Source organism: Xanthomonas codiaei (assembly GCF_002939785.1).
GTDB classification, from domain to species: domain Bacteria; phylum Pseudomonadota; class Gammaproteobacteria; order Xanthomonadales; family Xanthomonadaceae; genus Xanthomonas; species Xanthomonas codiaei.
The window spans coordinates 25,040-41,944 of sequence record NZ_MDEC01000013.1 but is presented as its reverse complement, the minus strand read 5'-3'; the positions used below and the strand labels follow the sequence as shown (position 1 = coordinate 41,944).

The window sequence follows — 16,905 nt, the reverse complement described above, 5'->3', positions numbered from 1 at the left end:
ACCTGCTGATCGTCGCGACGCAGGCCGGATGCCGCCAAAACGGACTCGACCTCCTGCCGCAGCTGCGCTTGTCGTCGCGCCATGACTTGCCTACTCTAGGTGTTAATACCATTCCAATACCGGAGTTCGACATGCAGCGAGGCAACAGGCAGACAGGCATGCGCCTGCTTCCGGTGTTGGTGGCATTGGGCCTGGCGCTGCCGGCAATGGCCGAGCCGGTCACCCAGCCGGCGATCTTTCCCACGCCGGTGTCTATCAGCCTGGACGGCCAGACGATCACGTTGGGCGATTCGGTGGTGCTGGTGGTTGCGCCGGGCGCGGATCCGGCCGCGGTCGCGCTAGTGCGCCGCGTGCTCGGCGCAGCCGGTGTCGGCAAGATCGCCACCGCCTCGCGCCTGCCGGCCAGCTTCGATCGCCCGCACGTGGTGGTCGGGACTGGCGAGGCTGAGGTGGTGCGCGATGCGCTCGCACGCAGCAAGGCCACCCAGGACACCCACGCCGAAGGCTATACGCTGGCCAGCGCGGCGCTCGGCAGTGGCCTGATCACGCTGGCTGGCCACGACAACGATGGCCTGTTCCATGCCGCGCAGACGCTGCGCCAGCTGCTCAAGCGGCCGGCCGTGCCGACGCTGACGATCCATGATTACCCGGCCATGCCGATCCGCGGCACGATCGAGGGGTTCTACGGCGCGCCGTGGTCGATGAGCGATCGCAGCAAGCACATCGATTTCCTGGCGCGCGCCAAGGCCAACACTTATATCTACAGCCCCAAGGACGATCCGTACGCGCGCGACCGCTGGCGCGAGCCGTACCCGAAGGCGACCTTGAAGGCGCTGGGCCAGCTGGCCGCCACCGCCAGGCGCAACCACGTCGATTTTGTCTACGCGATCTCGCCGGGCCCGACGGTGTGCTTCTCCGACCCGGCCGATGCCAAGGCCTTGCTGCGCAAGTTCGATGCGTTCCGCGCGCTGGGCGTGCGCAGCTTCTATGTGGCGCTGGACGATATCGAATACACCAAGTGGAACTGCGAGCGCGACAAGGCCACCTTCGGCGAGTCCGGCGCGCAGGCGGCGGGCATTGCGCAGTCGCATCTGCTCAACCTGGTGCAGGCCGACCTGGTCGCCCGCCACGACGCTTCCTCGGAGCTGATCATGGTGCCGACCGAATACTTCGATGCCAAGGAAAGTCCCTACAAGCAAGCGCTGCGCAAGCACCTGGACCCGAAGATCGTGGTGCAGTGGACCGGCACCGACGTGGTGCCGCCGGCCATTTCCATCCCGGATGCGCGTGCGGCCACCAAGGCGTTCGGCCGCAAGACGCTGCTGTGGGACAACTACCCGGTCAACGACTTCGAGACCTCGGCCGGGCGCCTGCTGATGGCGCCGTATGCGCGGCGCGAGGCGGGCCTGTCGGCCGAGCTGTCGGGCATCGTGTCCAACCCGATGAACCAGGAAGTGCCCAGCCGCGTCGCGGTGATGGGGCTGACCGCGTTCGCCTGGAACGACAAGGGCTACGACGCGCAACGCACCTGGCATGCGGCCGCGCGCGATCTGGCCGGCGGCGATGCGCGCGTGGCGGCGGCGTTGCTGACCTTCTTCGATACCCAGCACCTGGCGCCCACCTTCGGCAGCCAGCCGTGGCAGGAGCAGGCGCCGCGCCTGAAGGCCGTGCTCGACCAGGTGCGCGAAGCCATCGCGCTGGGCGATGCCACGGCGCGCAGCCAGGCGATTGCAACATTGGCGCGCACCGCCGATGACATCGCCACTGCACCGCAACTCATCCGCGACGGCGTGGCCGACAAGGGCTTTGCCGAGCAATCGCGGCCGTGGCTGCAGGCGATGGAAGCCTGGGGTCAGGCGCTGCAGAAGACAGCAGCCGGCCTGGATGCCGCCAACCGTGGCAGCACCGAGGCGCCGGCATTGTTTGCCGATGCCGCGGCAGTCGCTGCCAGGGCCGCAGCGATCCCCTCGATTCCCGGCGCCACGCGTTTCGGCGGGCCGGTCAAGATCGCTGACGGTGTGCTGGATCGGTTTGTGGTCGACGCGCCGCACCTGATCGCCTATCGCGCGCCAGCGACGACGCCGTAGCGGCGTGCTGCGCTGACGGAATGCCGGTGCCTGCTCTCTGGCAGGCACCGGTGACTCTGATGCATCGCGCTTGAGGCGGTCGTACACCGCTGCCATTCGCTGCCCACGCCGCATACCCGGTCTGGCGCGGCACTGCGTGCTGCTTCATCACTCCCGGGCGCGATGCCTGCCGGGCGTTGCTACGTCCGATGAAAAGATTGCTCGGCCACCCCGCCGGCGCGTCTTGCACACATCGCGCAGATCAGTGGCGCGACTCCGCCTGATCCGCCGGCTGTGCCTCGCGCTTGAGATGGCGATACAGCCGCTTCCAGCCGCCGCGAATGCCGCGCACCCAGCCCGGTTCGGCGCTGCGCGCGGCTTCGTCGGCGGTGGGGGCGATGCCGGCCAGGCGCTGGCGCATCTTCTGGAAATTGGCCACGTCGCTGCGCTGCAGCTGGCGGGCCAGCAGGCCGCGCCGCAGCCAGCGCGGAAACCGCCAGGCCGAGGTGAAATCGATCAAGACCGGCACCCCGGCACTGACCACCACGTTGGTGCCATGCAGGTCGTTATGGGTGATGCCGAAACCGTGCAGGCGGCGCAACGCCTGCTGCAGCTGCTGGAACACCTCCTGGCCCACCACTGCGCTGGCGCTGAGCGTGTCGCCGGGAATGAACTCCATGCCCAACGCCAAACCGCCCAGGGTGCCGAGCAACGCGGGCGCATGCCGCCACCCGTGCAGCCGGCGCAGCATGCGGGCTTCGTGGCGCACCATCAGCCGCGCGATCGGCGCCAGCAGGGTACGGCGATAACGGGTGTAGTCCTTGACCACCGCCAGTTGCCCATCCAGGTGGGTGCGGTAGACGTCCGGTTCGAGCAGCCGCATACCCTGTTTGAGCAGCACGGGTGTCACGAGGTGCAGGCTGGAAACGTCCAGCGGCTGGTGATGCATGGCAGTTCTCCGGACGCTGGCGGCGCGGAGGTGTCACGCGTTACGCAGGTCCACGGTGATCGCATGGGATCGGGAGTGCGCAATTTTAGAACTTGTCAGTATTGAAATTACTGTTATTTAACAAATGAAGCATTCTGGGCGTGGAACGGCCTTTCCGATCAAGGCGTTGGAAGACGTATCGAAAACGCCGGTGCTGTGCGGGCTCGGCAGTCGACGCGTGGCCAGACGGCCGATGCGGCCCGGTGTTATCGCAGGCCGCGCAGTGACGTACCTACCATCCGACCCGTTCCGGGCAACGGGCGTCTCACATCTTCTTGACAGCCACTGAGACTCCAGACACTGTGCGCGCTGCGGTCAGGGGGCTGCATCACGCGACTGGCTTGGTCTGCCCAGGCTTGCCTGCGCCAGTGTCGTCGGCGACACAGCGCGCGGCGGGGAAGCCCCTACGAGACGGCAGCAACTGCACCACTTCCCGACGCCCGTCAGGTCCGCCTGCGTGCGCAAGGATGCGGAACGATGGACGACCACTCAGGGGAACGTGATGAAAAAGACCGCAACACTGCTGTTGGCCTGCACGGCGCTTGGCGTCACGGCACAGGCCTCGGCGCAATCGCTCTCGCGCGGCTGGGATAGCTACCGCCAGCAGCAAAAGCAGCAACAGGCCGGCCCGCAGGGGACTGCCGCGCCGACTGCTCCGGTATCGGCCACAACGCCCACCACAACTGCTACGGCACCGGCCGGCAGCGACGGTAACGCGTCTGGCCAGAGCGGCGGATTCACTACGGTGACGGCGCAAGCACCCGCAGTGGCATCGCCACCTGTGCCTGCGTATGTGGCGGCCGCCCCGCGCGAAGAGTCCCGCATCGACAGCGGTGCCTTCATCAGCGTGCAACGCGGTAGAGCAGAGGTGTTCGATGGCTATAAGCAGGACATGCTCGGTCTAAGCGCTGGTTATCGCTGGCGCGCAGGCTCGGTGACCCTCATCGGTCTTGAAGCATCGATCGGTCGCCTGGATCGCGGCGAGAGCACGGACGACATCTTTATCCCGTCCGTGAAGTTTGGCGGCCTTGGTGGCACAGCGCGCTTCAACTTCGGTGATAGCCCGTTGTTTGCGATGGTGCGCCTGGGCTCGTGGTACGCCGATGTCGCAGAGACGAACGAGGAAATCTACGGTGGCTACGCGGGCGTCGGCTTGGGTGTGGACCTGGGCAAATACGCCAGTGTGAGCGTGATGTACACCAACTATGTGTACGCCAACGACTACTACGACTACGGCGAAGACGTCACCATCAACCGTGCCGAAGTGTTGAACGTAGGCGCCGAAGTCCGTTTCTGATTGGCGACGCAGCGGCAGATACGGCAACGGGGCGGATGGCAACATCCGCCCCGTTGTGGTTTGGGCGCTGCCGACACTCTGCAGCGCCGGCTTGCGCTTACTCGCCCAGCGCCTTGGCCACGAACGGCGGTGCCACCAACACGCCGGTGTGCAGGTGCGCGGTGTAGTACAGCGTCTCGAAGCCCTTGGCCTGCGCGGCGTCCTGACGGAAGGCGAAATCGGCCTTGGCCTGCTTGCTGGCCATGGTCACGCTCCACCAGCCGGTGGGGTAGCACGGCTGCGGGAACGGCAGGGTCTTGAACGACTGGAAACCGGCCTTGCCCATCTCGGTGCGCATCTCGTTGATCAGGTCCAGCAGCGCCAACGGCGATTCGGACTGCTGCACCAGCAAGCCGTCGTCCTTCAGTGCCTTGAAGCAGCTCTCGTAGAACGCCTTGTTGAACAGGCCTTCGGCCGGGCCCACCGGGTCGGTGGAATCGACGATCACGATATCCACGCTGCCGGCCGGGCAGTTGGCCATGTAGGCCACGCCGTCGTCGAACAGCAGCTCGGCGCGCGCATCGTGGTTGGAGTCGCACAGCTCGGGGAAATACTTCTCCGACATGCGCGTGACCTGCTCGTCGATATCGCACTGGGTGGCGCTTTCCACGCCCGGGTGCTTGAGCACCTCGCGCAGCGTGCCGCAGTCGCCGCCGCCGATGATCACCACGCGCTTGGGCGCGGGATGGGTGAACAGCGCCGGATGGCTGATCATCTCGTGGTAGAAGAAATTGTCGCGGCTGGTCAGCATCACCGCGCCGTCGATGAGCATCAGCTTGCCCCAATCGGTGGTCTGGTAGATCTCGATCTTCTGGAACGGGGACTGCACCTCGTCCAGCTTGCCGCTGATGCGGAAGCCGATGGCCGACCCGGTGGGCTGGAAGTGTTCGATGTACCAGTTGTCGTTGCTGCTCATGCGGACGTCCTAAACTAAAAGAAGCGGGCGGTTCCTTCTCCTGCCGGGAGAAGGTGGCGCGTAGCGCCGGAGGAGGATCGGGCGCAGCCGCGTGCAGCCAGACTGCGCAGCGGCCGACCCTTGCTCGGCCCCGATCCGACCAGGAGCGGGGCGTGAAGTCGGCGCGGATTGTAACGGACCCTCGGCATGCCAGGCGTTACAATTCACGCCCTTTTGCCCCAGCCGAGACAACGAAATGAGCGATTGGTCCCTCGACCAAGCCCGCAAGACCTACTCGATCCCGCATTGGGCCGATGGGTATTTCGATGTGAACGCCGCCGGCCACGTGGTGGTCAAACCAACCGCCGATGGCCCGGCAGTGTCGCTGCCCGAAGTGGTGGATGCCGCACGCGCGGCCGGGGCAAAACTCCCGCTGCTGGTGCGCTTCCCGGACATCCTGGGTCAGCGCCTGGGCAAGCTGCAGGCGGCCTTTGCGCAGGCGCAGTCGGAATGGGACTACGCCGGCGGCTACACCGCGGTGTACCCGATCAAGGTCAACCAGCACCGTGGCGTGGCCGGCACCCTGGCCGGCCATCACGGCGAGGGCTTCGGCCTGGAAGCGGGTAGCAAGCCGGAGCTGATGGCGGTGCTGGCGCTGTCGCGCCCGGGCGGGCTGATCGTCTGCAACGGCTACAAGGACCGCGAATACATCCGGCTGGCGCTGATCGGCCGCAAGCTCGGCCTGCAGACCTTCATCGTGATCGAAAAGCCCTCCGAACTGGCGCTGGTGCTGGAAGAGGCGCGCGCGCTGGACGTCAAGCCGGGCCTGGGCGTGCGCATGCGCCTGGCTTCGCTGGGTGCGGGCAAGTGGCAGAACAGCGGCGGCGACAAGGCCAAGTTCGGGCTGTCGCCGCGCCAGGTGCTGGACCTGTGGAAATCGCTGCGCGACACCGAGTACGCCGACAGCCTGAATCTGCTGCATTTCCACATGGGCTCGCAGATCTCCAACGTGCGCGACATCGCCAACGGCATGCGCGAGGCCACGCGCTATTTCGTGGAGCTCTCGCGGCTGGGCGCGAAGATCAGCCATGTGGACGTGGGCGGCGGCCTGGGCATCGACTACGAAGGCACCCGCTCGCGCAGCTATTGCTCGATCAACTACGGCCTGCATTCGTACGCCAGCAATATCGTGCAGCCGCTGGCCAGCGCCTGCGAGGAACATGGCCTGGCTCCGCCGCGCATCGTCACCGAGTGCGGCCGCGCGATGACGGCCCACCATGCGGTGCTGATCGCCAACGTGTCCGAGGTGGAGCAGGCGCCGGAAGGCCGCGTGCCCGATGCGCACGATGACGAACCGGCGGCGATCCGCCACCTGCGCGAGATCCACGACGAACTGGACGTGCGCCCGGCGGTGGAACTGTTCCAGGAGGCCCAGCACTTCCATGCCGAGGGTTTGAGCGCCTATGCGCTGGGCCAGATCGACCTGACCCATCGTGCGCGCATCGACGACCTGTTCTATGCCATCGCCCACGGCGTGCGGGCACGGTTGAGCTTCGACGAGAAGAGCCACCGCCCGGTGCTGGACGAGCTCAACGAGCGGCTGGTGGACAAGTACTTCGTCAATTTCAGTGTGTTCGAATCGATCCCGGACGTCTGGGCGATCGACCAGGTGTTCCCGATCGTGCCGATCGAGCGCCTGAACGAGGCACCGCAGCGCCGCGGCATCATCGCCGACATGACCTGCGATTCGGACGGCATGGTCAAGACCTATGTCGAGAACGAGAGCCTGGACAGCTCGCTGCCGCTGCATGCCTTGAACGCGGGTGAGAGCTATCGCATCGGCTTCTTCCTGGTCGGTGCCTACCAGGAAATCCTGGGCGATATCCATAACCTGTTCGGCGATACCGATGCGGTGGAAGTGGCCGTGGACGGCGACGGATATCGCATCGTGCAGCAGCGTCGCGGTGACACCACCGATGTGATGCTCGATTACGTGGGCTACCACCTGGACACGCTGCGCGCGACCTATGCCGAGCGCATCGCCGCCGCGCAGCTGCCCCCGGAGCGCGCGCAGCAGCTGAGCCAGGCGCTGGAAGCCGGGCTGACCGGCTACACCTATCTGTCCGACGAGCCGCTCGGCTGATCCTCGGCGCGCTGCGGCCCCTGCTGCAGCGCGCGGCACTGCCGTCGCGCCATCTCACCGTGGCGCACGCTTGCGGTTATGGCGGGGAGTCCCGCCCACCCCTGCCTTCGAACGCCTCGCCTGATATCGGCAGGCCCACGCCTCGCTGCCTGCGATGGCGTGCCGGCAAGTCACGCCTTGCCGTGATTTACACGCGCCATCGTTGCCACTGCTCGCTTTTATACACGGCGCGAGACGTCAATCGATTGACGGCATTCGCCTGGCCGCCCGCCAGATTGCGATCGCGCCGGCGATCATCACCGATTGCATCAAGTGATTTTTTGCAGATCCATTTGTACCAATGGCGTTGTTTGAAATGGTCTTATCGACGGCCTGGGCCAGCGTGCCGCGACAGTGCGAAATCGCCTTGAAAACAGATGTTTGGTGGCTACTTGCGGTCTGCCTGCACCACATCGTGTGTCAGTTGCATGCACAAGGCGACCCAAGCGCATACGCGCATGCAGAACGTCTGTAGGAATCACATTTTGGACCAAAATAATTACGAAAGACCCGCATTTCGTGATTTTTGCACGGTTCATTAAGTTCGCGAGTTGTTAGTGTTTGCTTAACTTGTCGGGATACAAGTTGCTTCACCCATGACAGTGCACATCGGGGTCTCGATCGTGCATGTCGCCTCGTTGTGCGTTTCCATTGTGCGTTTCCACCACGTATTGCCGGCATTCGCCGACAGTCGCTGGTGCTCTCTATCATGCGTTTCATTACCGGGTGCCGATCCGACGTTTCTTTGACTGCGCTGCAGCCAAAGCGCCGGGCGACTGCGCGCCACACAGAAGGATGCATGCGATGCACGCTGATGCCGCCCCACTGTTTCCACTGACCAGGGCACAACGTGGCCTGTGGGTGGCCAACAAGTTGCATACCGACAACACCTTGATGTTGTCCGAAGCGCTGGAATTGTTCGGTCCACTGGATCCTGCGCTGCTGATCCGCGCCACGCTGCAGCTGGCGCGCGAGTTCGACACGCTGCGCCTTTGCATCCATGAGCACGAGGGCGTGCCGCACCAGGTCGTCCTGCCGGAGTACACCGCGCCAATACCGTTCTTCGACGTGAGCGACGACCCGGCGCCGCGCAATGCCGCCGAGCATTGGGTGGCCGAGGAAATCCGCAAGCCGGAGGACCTGCGCAACGGGCCGCTGTGGCATTGCGCGGTATTCCGCCTCGGCGAAGATCACCACATGTGGGTGCAGTGCGTCAGCCATCTGGTGATGGATGGCTATTGCGCCTCGATCATGATGCAGCGGATGGCGGTGCTCTATAACGCCTACGCGGCGAACGTGGAGCCCGAGCCTGCCGAGTACGGCAGCGCGTTGTCGCTGATCGAGATGGAACAGCAGTACCGCGACTCCGATCGCTTTCAGCGCGACCGCAGCTACTGGATGCAGCAACTGGCCGATCTGCCGCCGCCGGTCACCCTGGCGCGGCCGGGTAATCACCTGTCCACCGGCCTGCTGCGCGGCATCGGGCAGTTTTCGCCGCAGCAGGTGGTGCGCCTGCGTGCGCTGGGCAAGGAGTACGGCGCCAGCCTGCCGCAGATGCTGATTTCCCTGATCGCCGCGTATTACTACCGCTGCACCGGTGCCGAAGACCTGGTGCTGGCCATGCCGGTGACCGGCCGGATCAATGCGCGCTACCGGCATACCGCCGGCCTGGTCGCCAACGTGATCTCGCTGCGGCTGAAGATGGACCCGCAGCAACCGGTCCACACCTTGTTCGCACAGGTGGCCTCGGTGGTCAGGAGCGCGCTGCGCCATCAGCAATACCGCTTCGAGGACGTGCGCCGCGACCTTGGCATGTTCGGCATCGAGCAGAAGTTCGCCCGCCTGGCGGTGAACATCGAAGCCTTCGACTACGCGCTGCGCTTTGGCCAGGCGTATGCGATGCCGCACAACCTCTGCAACGGACCGGCCGACGACCTGACCATCTTCTGCTACGAGCGCGGCGATGGCGCGGCACTGCGCTTCGATCTGGATGCCAACCCGGCGCTGTACGACAGCCACGAACTGGCCGAGCATTGCCGGCGCCTGACCCAGCTGGCCGATGCCGTGCTCGACCACCCCACCTGCGCGCTGGGCGAGCTCGACGTACTGGGCGAGCAGGAGCGCCAGCGCCTGCTGTACACCTGGAACCGCACCGACGCGCCGCTGCCGGCCGATGCCACGCTCCTGCACGGCATGCTGCAGCGTGCCGAACTGATGCCTGCCGCCGTGGTCGTGCAGTACGACAACCGCACACTGGATTACGCCACCTTGTGCGAGCTGGCCTCGCGCATTGCCGCGCAGTGGGTCGCCGATGGCGTGCGCCCCGGCGATGTGGTGGCCGTGGCCTTGCCGCGCAGCGAGCAGCTGCTGGTGGCGCTGCTGGCGATCATGTGGAGCGGTGCGGCGTATCTGCCGCTGGACCCGGAGAGCCCGGCCGCGCGCAACCGCCAGATGCTCAACGATTCCGGCGCCATCGCGCTGGTGTGCGAGCCTGCGCTGTGCGAGCGCTACCTGATCGGCGGCATGGTCTGGCTGGATCCCCGTCCGGCGGTGTTGCCGGAAGCGATCGCGCCGCTGGCCACGCCCGATGGCACGGCCTACGTGTTGTACACCTCCGGTTCGACCGGCGCGCCCAAGGGCGTGGAGATCAGCCATCGCAACCTGTTCAACTTCTTGCATGCGATGGAACACGAGCTGGCGCTGCGCCCGCGCGACCGCGTGCTGGCCGTCACCACCATCACCTTCGACATCGCCGGGCTGGAGTTGTACCTGCCGCTGCTGGTGGGCGCGCGCGTGGTCATCGCACCGGCCGGTATCAGCCACGATCCGCGCAGCCTGGCGCGCTTGATCGCCGGCGAGCAGATCAGCCTGGTGCAGGCCACGCCGTCGCTGTGGCGCATCCTGCTGGCCAACCAGGATCTTGCGCTGGATCGCCTGCATGCGCTGGTGGGCGGCGAGGCGCTGGTGCCGGAACTGGCCAGCCAGTTGCTGAGCCGGGCGGGGCGCCTGACCCAGCTGTACGGACCCACCGAAACCACCATCTGGTCGACCATCATGCCGCTGCAGTTGACCGATGCCGCGGCGCCGCCGATCGGCAGGCCGCTGCTCAATACGCGCGTCTACGTACTCGATGCACAGCGGCAGCCATTGCCGACCGGTGCCATCGGCGAGCTGTACATCGGTGGCGCCGGCGTGGCCAAGGGCTACCGCGGCAAGCGCCAGCTGACCAGCGAGCGCTTCCTGCGCGACCCGTTCGCCGCCGACGGCAGCAGCATGTACCGCACCGGCGATCGCGTGCGTCAGCGTGAGGATGGCCTGCTGGAATTCATCGGCCGCGCCGATGCGCAGTTGAAGATCCGCGGCCACCGTGTGGAGCCGGCCGAGATCGAGAACGCGTTGCTGCTGCATGCCCAGGTGGCGCAGGTTGCCGTGGTGGCGCACCAGGACGGCGATACGGCGCTGCAGTTGCTGGCCTACGTGGTGGGCAAGCACGGTACGGCGCCGTCGACCGAGACGCTGCGTGCGCATCTGCAGCAGCGCTTGCCGGCGTCGATGATTCCAAGCCTTTGGGTCATGCTGGCGGCCTTGCCGCTGACGGCCAATGGCAAGCTGGACCGCCGTGCCCTGCCTGCGCCGGGTGTGGTGGCGGTGCGTGCGCAGGTGGCGCCGCGCGATGCGCTGGAACAGCAGCTGGCAGATTTGCTGCGCGAGGTGCTGGGCATCCAGGCGGTGGGCGTGGACGACAACTTCTTCGAGCTGGGCGGCGATTCGCTGCGCGCGGCGGAAATGGCAGCGCGCTTTCCGCAGCTGTTCGGTGTCGAACTGCCGCTGGGCACGTTGTTCCATGCGCCGACGATCGCCGGCCTGGCCGAGGTGATCAGGCGCAGCGCGCAGCCGGCGAACGATCCCCTGGGCGTGCTGTTGCCCTTGCGTGCAGGCACGCCCGGCAGCACGCCGTTGTTCTGCATCCATCCGGTGATCGGGCTGGGCTGGTCGTATCTCACCTTGCTCGGCCAGCTCGACCCGCAGTGGCCGGTGTATGTGTTGCAGTCGCCGGCATTGAGCGACCGGCAGTATCGCCCGGACAGCATCGAGGCGATTGCGCGCGACTATCTGGCGCGCATGCGCAGCGTGCAGCCGCACGGCCCGTACCGGTTGATCGGCTGGTCGCTGGGCGGGCTGATCGCCCATGCCATCGCGGCCGAGCTGCACGACCTGGGCGAGGATGTCGAACTGCTGGCGATGCTGGACAGCTACCCGCATCTGGAACAGGCCGCCGCGCTGCCGGAAGCGGAGAACGTGCGCGCGTCGGTGCATGCGCTGGGCCTGACCCTGGCCGCACACCAGCCGATGCCGACCACCGTGGCCGAGCTGGCCAGCCTGCTGTGCGACCACTACGGGCTGACCACCTTGCCGGCCGTACGCCAGCTGCTCGAACAGCGCCCCACGCTGCTGGACGACCTGGGCGATGTGACCCAGCATCATTTGCACCTGGCGCGCCGTCACCGCCCCCGCGCATTGAATCAGGACGTGTTGTTCGTCGAGGCGAACGTGCGGATGAGTTCCGGCGGCGACGATGCGCAGTGGGTGGACTACCGGCCGCAGGCCTGGCGTCCGTACGTGCGCACGCTGCACCTGCATGGCTTGGATAGCGACCATCATTCGATGCTGTCGGCCACGCATTCGACCAGGCTATGCGCATTGCTGCATGCCGCCACCGGCCCGGTGTCGCTGCGCGACGGCAGCATCGCCACTGCCAGCGACGGGGTGGCCGAATATGCCTGAGATCCCGGCAAGCGCTACCGTCCATCGACCGATCGTCATCGCCACCCTGGGCACCCACGGCGACGTGCGCCCGATCATCGCGCTGGGACGTGGCCTGCGCGAGCGCGGGTATCCGGTGCGGGTGCTGACCAGCGGCAATTTCGAAGCGCTGATCCGCGCCAACGGGCTGGAGTTCTTCCCGCTCAGCGGCGACCACCAGCAACTGCTGCAGGGCAACCCGCACGTGGCCGAGATGCGTGGCGGCTGGCGCGGTATCTGGGGCACCTTGCGCGCGCAGCTGCTGGACTGGGCGCGCGACTGGGCCGAGCAGGGCCGTGCGGCCTGTGCCGATGCCGGCTTGATCCTGGGCGTGGGCAGCGCCAGCTTCCTGGCCCACAGCCTGGGGCAGGCCTACGGGCTGCCGGTGGTGTTCGCGCAACTGCAGCCGCTGACCGCTTCGCGGCATCTGCCGCTGATGGTGATGCCGAGCGTTCGGTTTCCCGGGCGGGTGAGCGTGGCGCTGCATCACCTGGTGCGCTTTGCCGGCTGGCAGCTGATGCGCCCGGCGCTCAACGACATCGTACGGCCGGCGCTGGGCCTGCCGGCCTACCCGTGGCGCGGACCGGACCGCAGCGCGCTGCGGGTGATCTACGGCTACAGCGCCCAGCTATGCCCGCGTCCACCGGACTGGCCGCCCAGCGCGCAGGTCTGCGGCTTCTGGCAGCTGCCGCAGCCGCAGTGGCAACCGCCGGCAGACCTGCAGGCGTTCCTGCAGGCCGGGCCACCGCCGTTGTATATCGGTTTCGGCAGCATGACCAGTTCCGACGCGGCGCAGCTCACCGCCACGGTCAAGGCGGCGGTGCGTCTGACCGGCCAGCGTGCGTTGCTGGCCAGCGGCTGGGGTGGACTGACCGATGGCCAGGAGGCCGCCGCCGACGATGCCGAACGTTTCTTCCATCTGGAGCACGCACCGCACGACTGGTTGTTCCCGCGCGTGGCCGTGGCGGTGCATCACGGCGGTGCCGGCACCACCGGTGCCGCGCTGGCGGCGGGCATTCCCTCGGTGGTGCTGCCGTTCGGGTACGACCAGCCGTTCTGGGCACATTGCCTGGCCCAGCGCGGCGTGGCGCCGCCGGCGCTCGCCCGCGTCGGTCTGCAGCCGCAGCGGCTGGCCGACGCACTGCGCCAGGCCAGCGCGCCGGCCATGCGTGCGGCCGCGCGTGCGCTGGGGCAGCATATCGGCGAGGAAGACGGCGTACGCACCGCGGTGGATCAGTTGGAAGCGTGGGGGCTGCTGAACGCTGCAATGCCAATGACGCCGGTCGCCCGTAGCGAACGGGCCGTTGCGTGACGGGATGGCCGTGGGAGGTCGCCAGGTCCGGGAAGCAGTGAGCTGTCGTTCGACAGCTGGCCGCTGACGGCAGGCCCGATCGCCAACGCAATCAATCGCGCGCCTCCGGAAGTGCGGCGGGATCCTCCGGTGCGTCCTGCAAGGCCTCCGCCGCGCCGGGTTGGACATGCGCGCTCCAGCTGCGCAGCACCGGCACCAGGCCGGTGTAGCGCCGGCCCTGCCAGCCGCTGGCCAGTACAGTGCCGTTGCGATCCAGCAGCACCAGGTTCGGCGGCGCAGTACCGGCGAGCCGGCGCAATGCCGGCAATGCGGGAAGACGGCGATAGTCGATCGCCGGCCAGGGCATCTGCTGCAGGCGCATGTAGCGGCGCATCTGCGCTTGCGAATGGTCCTGGCTGACATACACCACCTCGGTGTCGGCGCCGGCCTCGCGCAGTGCCGCGCGCACCCGGATCAATTCGGGAACGAACGCATGGCAGGGGCCGCACCAGTCGGCACCGAAGTACAGCGCGATCACGGCCGGCTCGCGCGTCCAGCGAAAGGTCTGCATGCGGTCGGTGGCGGGCACCACCAAGGCCTGCGCGATCTCCCGCCGCAGCGGCGGGCCTTGCCGCGCGCCGGCCGGCAGCGCGCATGCCAGCAGACAGCACACTGCCAGCCGCCATGGCGTACGCTCAGAACGCATGGCGCAGGTTGAAATACCACGCGCGCGCCAGGCGCGGCCCGTAGACATAATCGCTGTCGCGGCCGGCGCCCACCTCCAGGTCGCGCTGGCGTCGATCGAACAGGTTCTTCACCCCGAACGCCACGCTGAACTGCTGGCTGCCATTCGCGCCCCAATGCAGATGCCAGAGCACGCCCACATCGGTGTTCCAGAAATCCGGGGTACGACGCAAGACGCCGAGGCGGTTGTTCAATGCGTCCATGCGGCCGGTGTAGCGGGTCGCGAGGAAGGCCTGAAACGCCTCGCTGGGTTGCCAGGTGAGTTGCGCCAGTCCACTCCATTCCGGCGTTTTCAGATAGCGGGTGCTGGCGATGCGGGTGTCGCCACCATCGGCGGTGTCGTCGAAGATCAGCTGTGCCTGATCGTAGCGCGAGCGGTACCACGCCACGCCTGCGCTGGCGCGCCACTGCGCGCTGGGTTGCCACGCCAGGTTGCTTTCCAGCCCGGCCACCGTCGAACCGGATGCATTGTCACGAAGCTGGAAGAGGTTGCCGTCGGCGTCGCTGCGGATCTGCCCGAGCACGAAGGTGTCGCGCAGCCGGGTGAACGAGGCGGTCGCATCCCAGCTCCAGCGCGGTTGCGCCGGATCGCTGCGCCAGTCCATCCCCAGCATTGCGGTCATCGCGCGCTCCTCGCGCAATCCATCGGTGTTGCGCACCCGTACCGGTGCGGCGCCGAGCGTGTCCACATGCACGTCTTCCAGGAAGATCTCCGGTGCACGAAAGCCGGTGGACACGCCTGCGCGCCACTTCAGGTTGGCAGTGGCCTGCCAGGCCAGCGCCAGGCGCGGCGAAAACACGCTGTTCTCCAGTTCCGAGCTCTTGTCCAGGCGCGCGCCCAGGACCAGATCCACCTCCTCGCTCACCGCCCACTCGTCCTGGACAAAGCCGCCCAGGTTGCGGAAGCGCGCATCGGCGAGCGTGCGCAGACGCCGGCCGGTCGCATCCAGATTGAAATCGCGCAGGGTCTCGCGCTTGTACTGAAGACCGAAGGCCACTGCGTGCGCGCCCAGCCGCCAGTTGAACTGGCTATCGACGAACTGCAACGGATTTTCGGTGTAGCCGTATTGATCGTAGGACCGCGCTGCCGCACTGCCGGGAACCGAAGGGGAGAGTTGGCGTGGGTCGTAGGCGGGATCGCCTGGATCGGTTGCCACCTCGCCCAGGCCACCGTAGAAGCTGTCGCGATCGATCGCGGCGAACGCATAGCCGATGCGGAAATCGGCGTCCTCACTCAGCGTCTGTTCCCAGCTCAGCCCGCCGCGCCGATAGCGAGTGTGCAACGACTCGGCGATGTTGGCCAGGTATTCGGGGACCCCCAATCGATTGCCGCCGCGTCGCGATTCGTCGGTGGACTGATAATCGGCGCGCAGGCGGGTCTGGGCGGTGGGTGCGTACCAGAGCTGGACGCCGCCCAGGCGCAGGTCCTTGCGGGTGATTTCGGTGTAGCCGTCGTGGTTGTAGTCGATACCGTCGTCGTCGGAGCGTTGTGCCACCACCGCCACGCCGAAGCGATCGTCGTCGGTGATCAGATTCAGTCGGCCATCCAGGTTCCATTGCGGCGTGCCCTCGAGCACGTCCACGCCCGCTTGTACGTAGCCCCCGTTGCGTACCGGTCGCTCGGAAATCAGGTTGACCACACCGGCCACGGCGCCGGGCCCGTACAAGGCCGAACCGCCGCCCTTGACCACTTCGATGCGATCGATGAACGCACTGGGGATCTGCTCCAGGCCGTACACGCTCCCCAGCGTGGACAGCAGCGGCGTGCCGTCGAACAGCAACTGGTTGTAGGCGCCAGGCAAGCCCAGCAATTGCACCTCGGAGGTGTTGCAGTTCTGGCAGTTGCTCTCCACCCGCAGTCCGTTGATCAGTTCGACCGCCTGCGAAACGTCGGTGGCGGCGCGCAAGGCGATGTCCTGTTGGCGCAGCACTTCGGTACGCACGGGCACATCCGCCAGCAGGCGCTCGGTGCGCGTGGCGGTGCTGACCTTGACCTCGATGCGGTCCAGCGCCACTGCCTGCGGCGTCGTGGTGGCGTCCTCGGCCGCCGCAGCGACTGCATCGCCGGCCAGGGAAGCGGCCAGCAGGACAAGGGAACGCACGGCATCGACGCGATGCGGGGGCGCGGGGGTGTGGTGCATGCGAAGACCTGGATGGGAAGCCGGGGGAGCGCGGGGTGTCGCGACAACGCGGCCGATCGCGACGAGGGCTGGCCGAAACGGACCGGCTGGCTGCGGGTAATATAGCAAATGCTATAAAGAAAAGTTGGTGCTAATCCGTGGTTTCGGCGCGTTGCGCGTCTTCGATTCCAGGCTTCTGTTTGCGACGGGCGGCAGGCGGCAGGCGCTGCGGATCGGTGGCCTGTCGCACGGCAGGTCATGCGCGGTATGGATCGCCGCACCAGTGGCGGCGGTACCTGCGCCGGGGCGGTACAGCCACCCGGGCGCGACCGATGCAGCGTTGGTCATGATCGTCGTCGATCGGTATGCGGCGGTCATGGTGTGGTGCGATGCAGGCGTACCCTCCGAACACCGGGTCCTTGCACACGCAAGAACCAGCTTGCACCCACGCGATGCGGCCAGCCGATGCCCGGTCCGCGC

The 16,905-nt window shown here is 66.9% G+C and carries 9 protein-coding genes; 5 read left to right on the top strand and 4 right to left on the bottom strand.

Annotated features, from left to right (window positions below; genetic code table 11):
• The first annotated feature begins 131 nt into the window (after positions 1 to 131).
• A complete protein-coding gene (locus XcodCFBP4690_RS10995) occupies positions 132 to 2,087 on the top strand; it encodes a glycoside hydrolase family 84 protein (protein ID WP_104540980.1) in 1,956 nt (651 codons plus the stop codon).
• 241 nt (positions 2,088 to 2,328) lie between these two features.
• Here XcodCFBP4690_RS10995 and XcodCFBP4690_RS10990 read toward each other — a convergent pair whose 3' ends face one another.
• Positions 2,329 to 3,015, bottom strand: a complete 687-nt coding sequence (locus tag XcodCFBP4690_RS10990; RefSeq protein ID WP_167394570.1) for an RIO1 family regulatory kinase/ATPase domain-containing protein — start codon at positions 3,013 to 3,015, stop codon at positions 2,329 to 2,331.
• A gap of 541 nt (positions 3,016 to 3,556) precedes the next feature.
• Between XcodCFBP4690_RS10990 and XcodCFBP4690_RS10985 the strand changes: the two genes are divergently transcribed.
• Entirely contained in the window at positions 3,557 to 4,351 is a 795-nt protein-coding gene (locus XcodCFBP4690_RS10985; RefSeq protein ID WP_104540979.1) for a hypothetical protein, read from the top strand.
• Positions 4,352 to 4,448: 97 nt separating this feature from the next.
• Here the strand turns inward: XcodCFBP4690_RS10985 and speE are convergent, their stop codons facing one another.
• Positions 4,449 to 5,306: a polyamine aminopropyltransferase gene (speE, locus tag XcodCFBP4690_RS10980; protein ID WP_104540978.1), complete on the bottom strand. Its 858-nt coding sequence runs from the start codon at positions 5,304 to 5,306 to the stop codon at positions 4,449 to 4,451.
• 235 nt (positions 5,307 to 5,541) lie between these two features.
• Here speE and speA point away from each other — a divergent pair, with 235 nt between their 5' ends.
• The 3 genes from speA to XcodCFBP4690_RS10965 all read left to right on the top strand — a co-directional run bounded on the left by speA (position 5,542) and on the right by XcodCFBP4690_RS10965 (position 13,582).
• Positions 5,542 to 7,428: an arginine decarboxylase gene (speA, locus tag XcodCFBP4690_RS10975; protein WP_104540977.1), complete on the top strand. Its 1,887-nt coding sequence runs from the start codon at positions 5,542 to 5,544 to the stop codon at positions 7,426 to 7,428.
• A gap of 843 nt (positions 7,429 to 8,271) precedes the next feature.
• On the top strand, positions 8,272 to 12,252 hold the full coding sequence (locus tag XcodCFBP4690_RS10970) for a non-ribosomal peptide synthetase (protein ID WP_104540976.1): 3,981 nt from the start codon (positions 8,272 to 8,274) through the stop codon (positions 12,250 to 12,252).
• Complete coding sequence (locus XcodCFBP4690_RS10965) at positions 12,245 to 13,582, top strand: glycosyltransferase (protein WP_104540975.1); 1,338 nt, start codon at positions 12,245 to 12,247, stop codon at positions 13,580 to 13,582. The genes XcodCFBP4690_RS10970 and XcodCFBP4690_RS10965 overlap by 8 nt, the downstream gene beginning before the upstream one ends.
• A 91-nt stretch (positions 13,583 to 13,673) precedes the next feature.
• Here XcodCFBP4690_RS10965 and XcodCFBP4690_RS10960 read toward each other — a convergent pair whose 3' ends face one another.
• The gene (locus XcodCFBP4690_RS10960) at positions 13,674 to 14,267 is read right to left on the bottom strand and encodes a thioredoxin-like domain-containing protein (RefSeq protein ID WP_244183627.1); all 594 of its coding nucleotides are present in this window, start codon (positions 14,265 to 14,267) and stop codon (positions 13,674 to 13,676) included.
• Complete coding sequence (locus XcodCFBP4690_RS10955; protein ID WP_104540973.1) at positions 14,257 to 16,446, bottom strand: TonB-dependent receptor plug domain-containing protein; 2,190 nt, start codon at positions 16,444 to 16,446, stop codon at positions 14,257 to 14,259. The genes XcodCFBP4690_RS10960 and XcodCFBP4690_RS10955 overlap by 11 nt, the downstream gene beginning before the upstream one ends.
• Between the last annotated feature and the right edge of the window lie 459 nt (positions 16,447 to 16,905).

Coding starts and splice junctions, on each gene's coding strand:
- XcodCFBP4690_RS10995 (WP_104540980.1), top strand. CDS start 132: ATGCAGCGAGGCAACAGGCAGACAGGCATGCGCCTGCTTCCGGTGTTG.
- XcodCFBP4690_RS10990 (WP_167394570.1), bottom strand. CDS start 3,015: ATGCATCACCAGCCGCTGGACGTTTCCAGCCTGCACCTCGTGACACCC.
- XcodCFBP4690_RS10985 (WP_104540979.1), top strand. CDS start 3,557: ATGAAAAAGACCGCAACACTGCTGTTGGCCTGCACGGCGCTTGGCGTC.
- speE (WP_104540978.1), bottom strand. CDS start 5,306: ATGAGCAGCAACGACAACTGGTACATCGAACACTTCCAGCCCACCGGG.
- speA (WP_104540977.1), top strand. CDS start 5,542: ATGAGCGATTGGTCCCTCGACCAAGCCCGCAAGACCTACTCGATCCCG.
- XcodCFBP4690_RS10970 (WP_104540976.1), top strand. CDS start 8,272: ATGCACGCTGATGCCGCCCCACTGTTTCCACTGACCAGGGCACAACGT.
- XcodCFBP4690_RS10965 (WP_104540975.1), top strand. CDS start 12,245: ATGCCTGAGATCCCGGCAAGCGCTACCGTCCATCGACCGATCGTCATC.
- XcodCFBP4690_RS10960 (WP_244183627.1), bottom strand. CDS start 14,267: ATGCGTTCTGAGCGTACGCCATGGCGGCTGGCAGTGTGCTGTCTGCTG.
- XcodCFBP4690_RS10955 (WP_104540973.1), bottom strand. CDS start 16,446: ATGCACCACACCCCCGCGCCCCCGCATCGCGTCGATGCCGTGCGTTCC.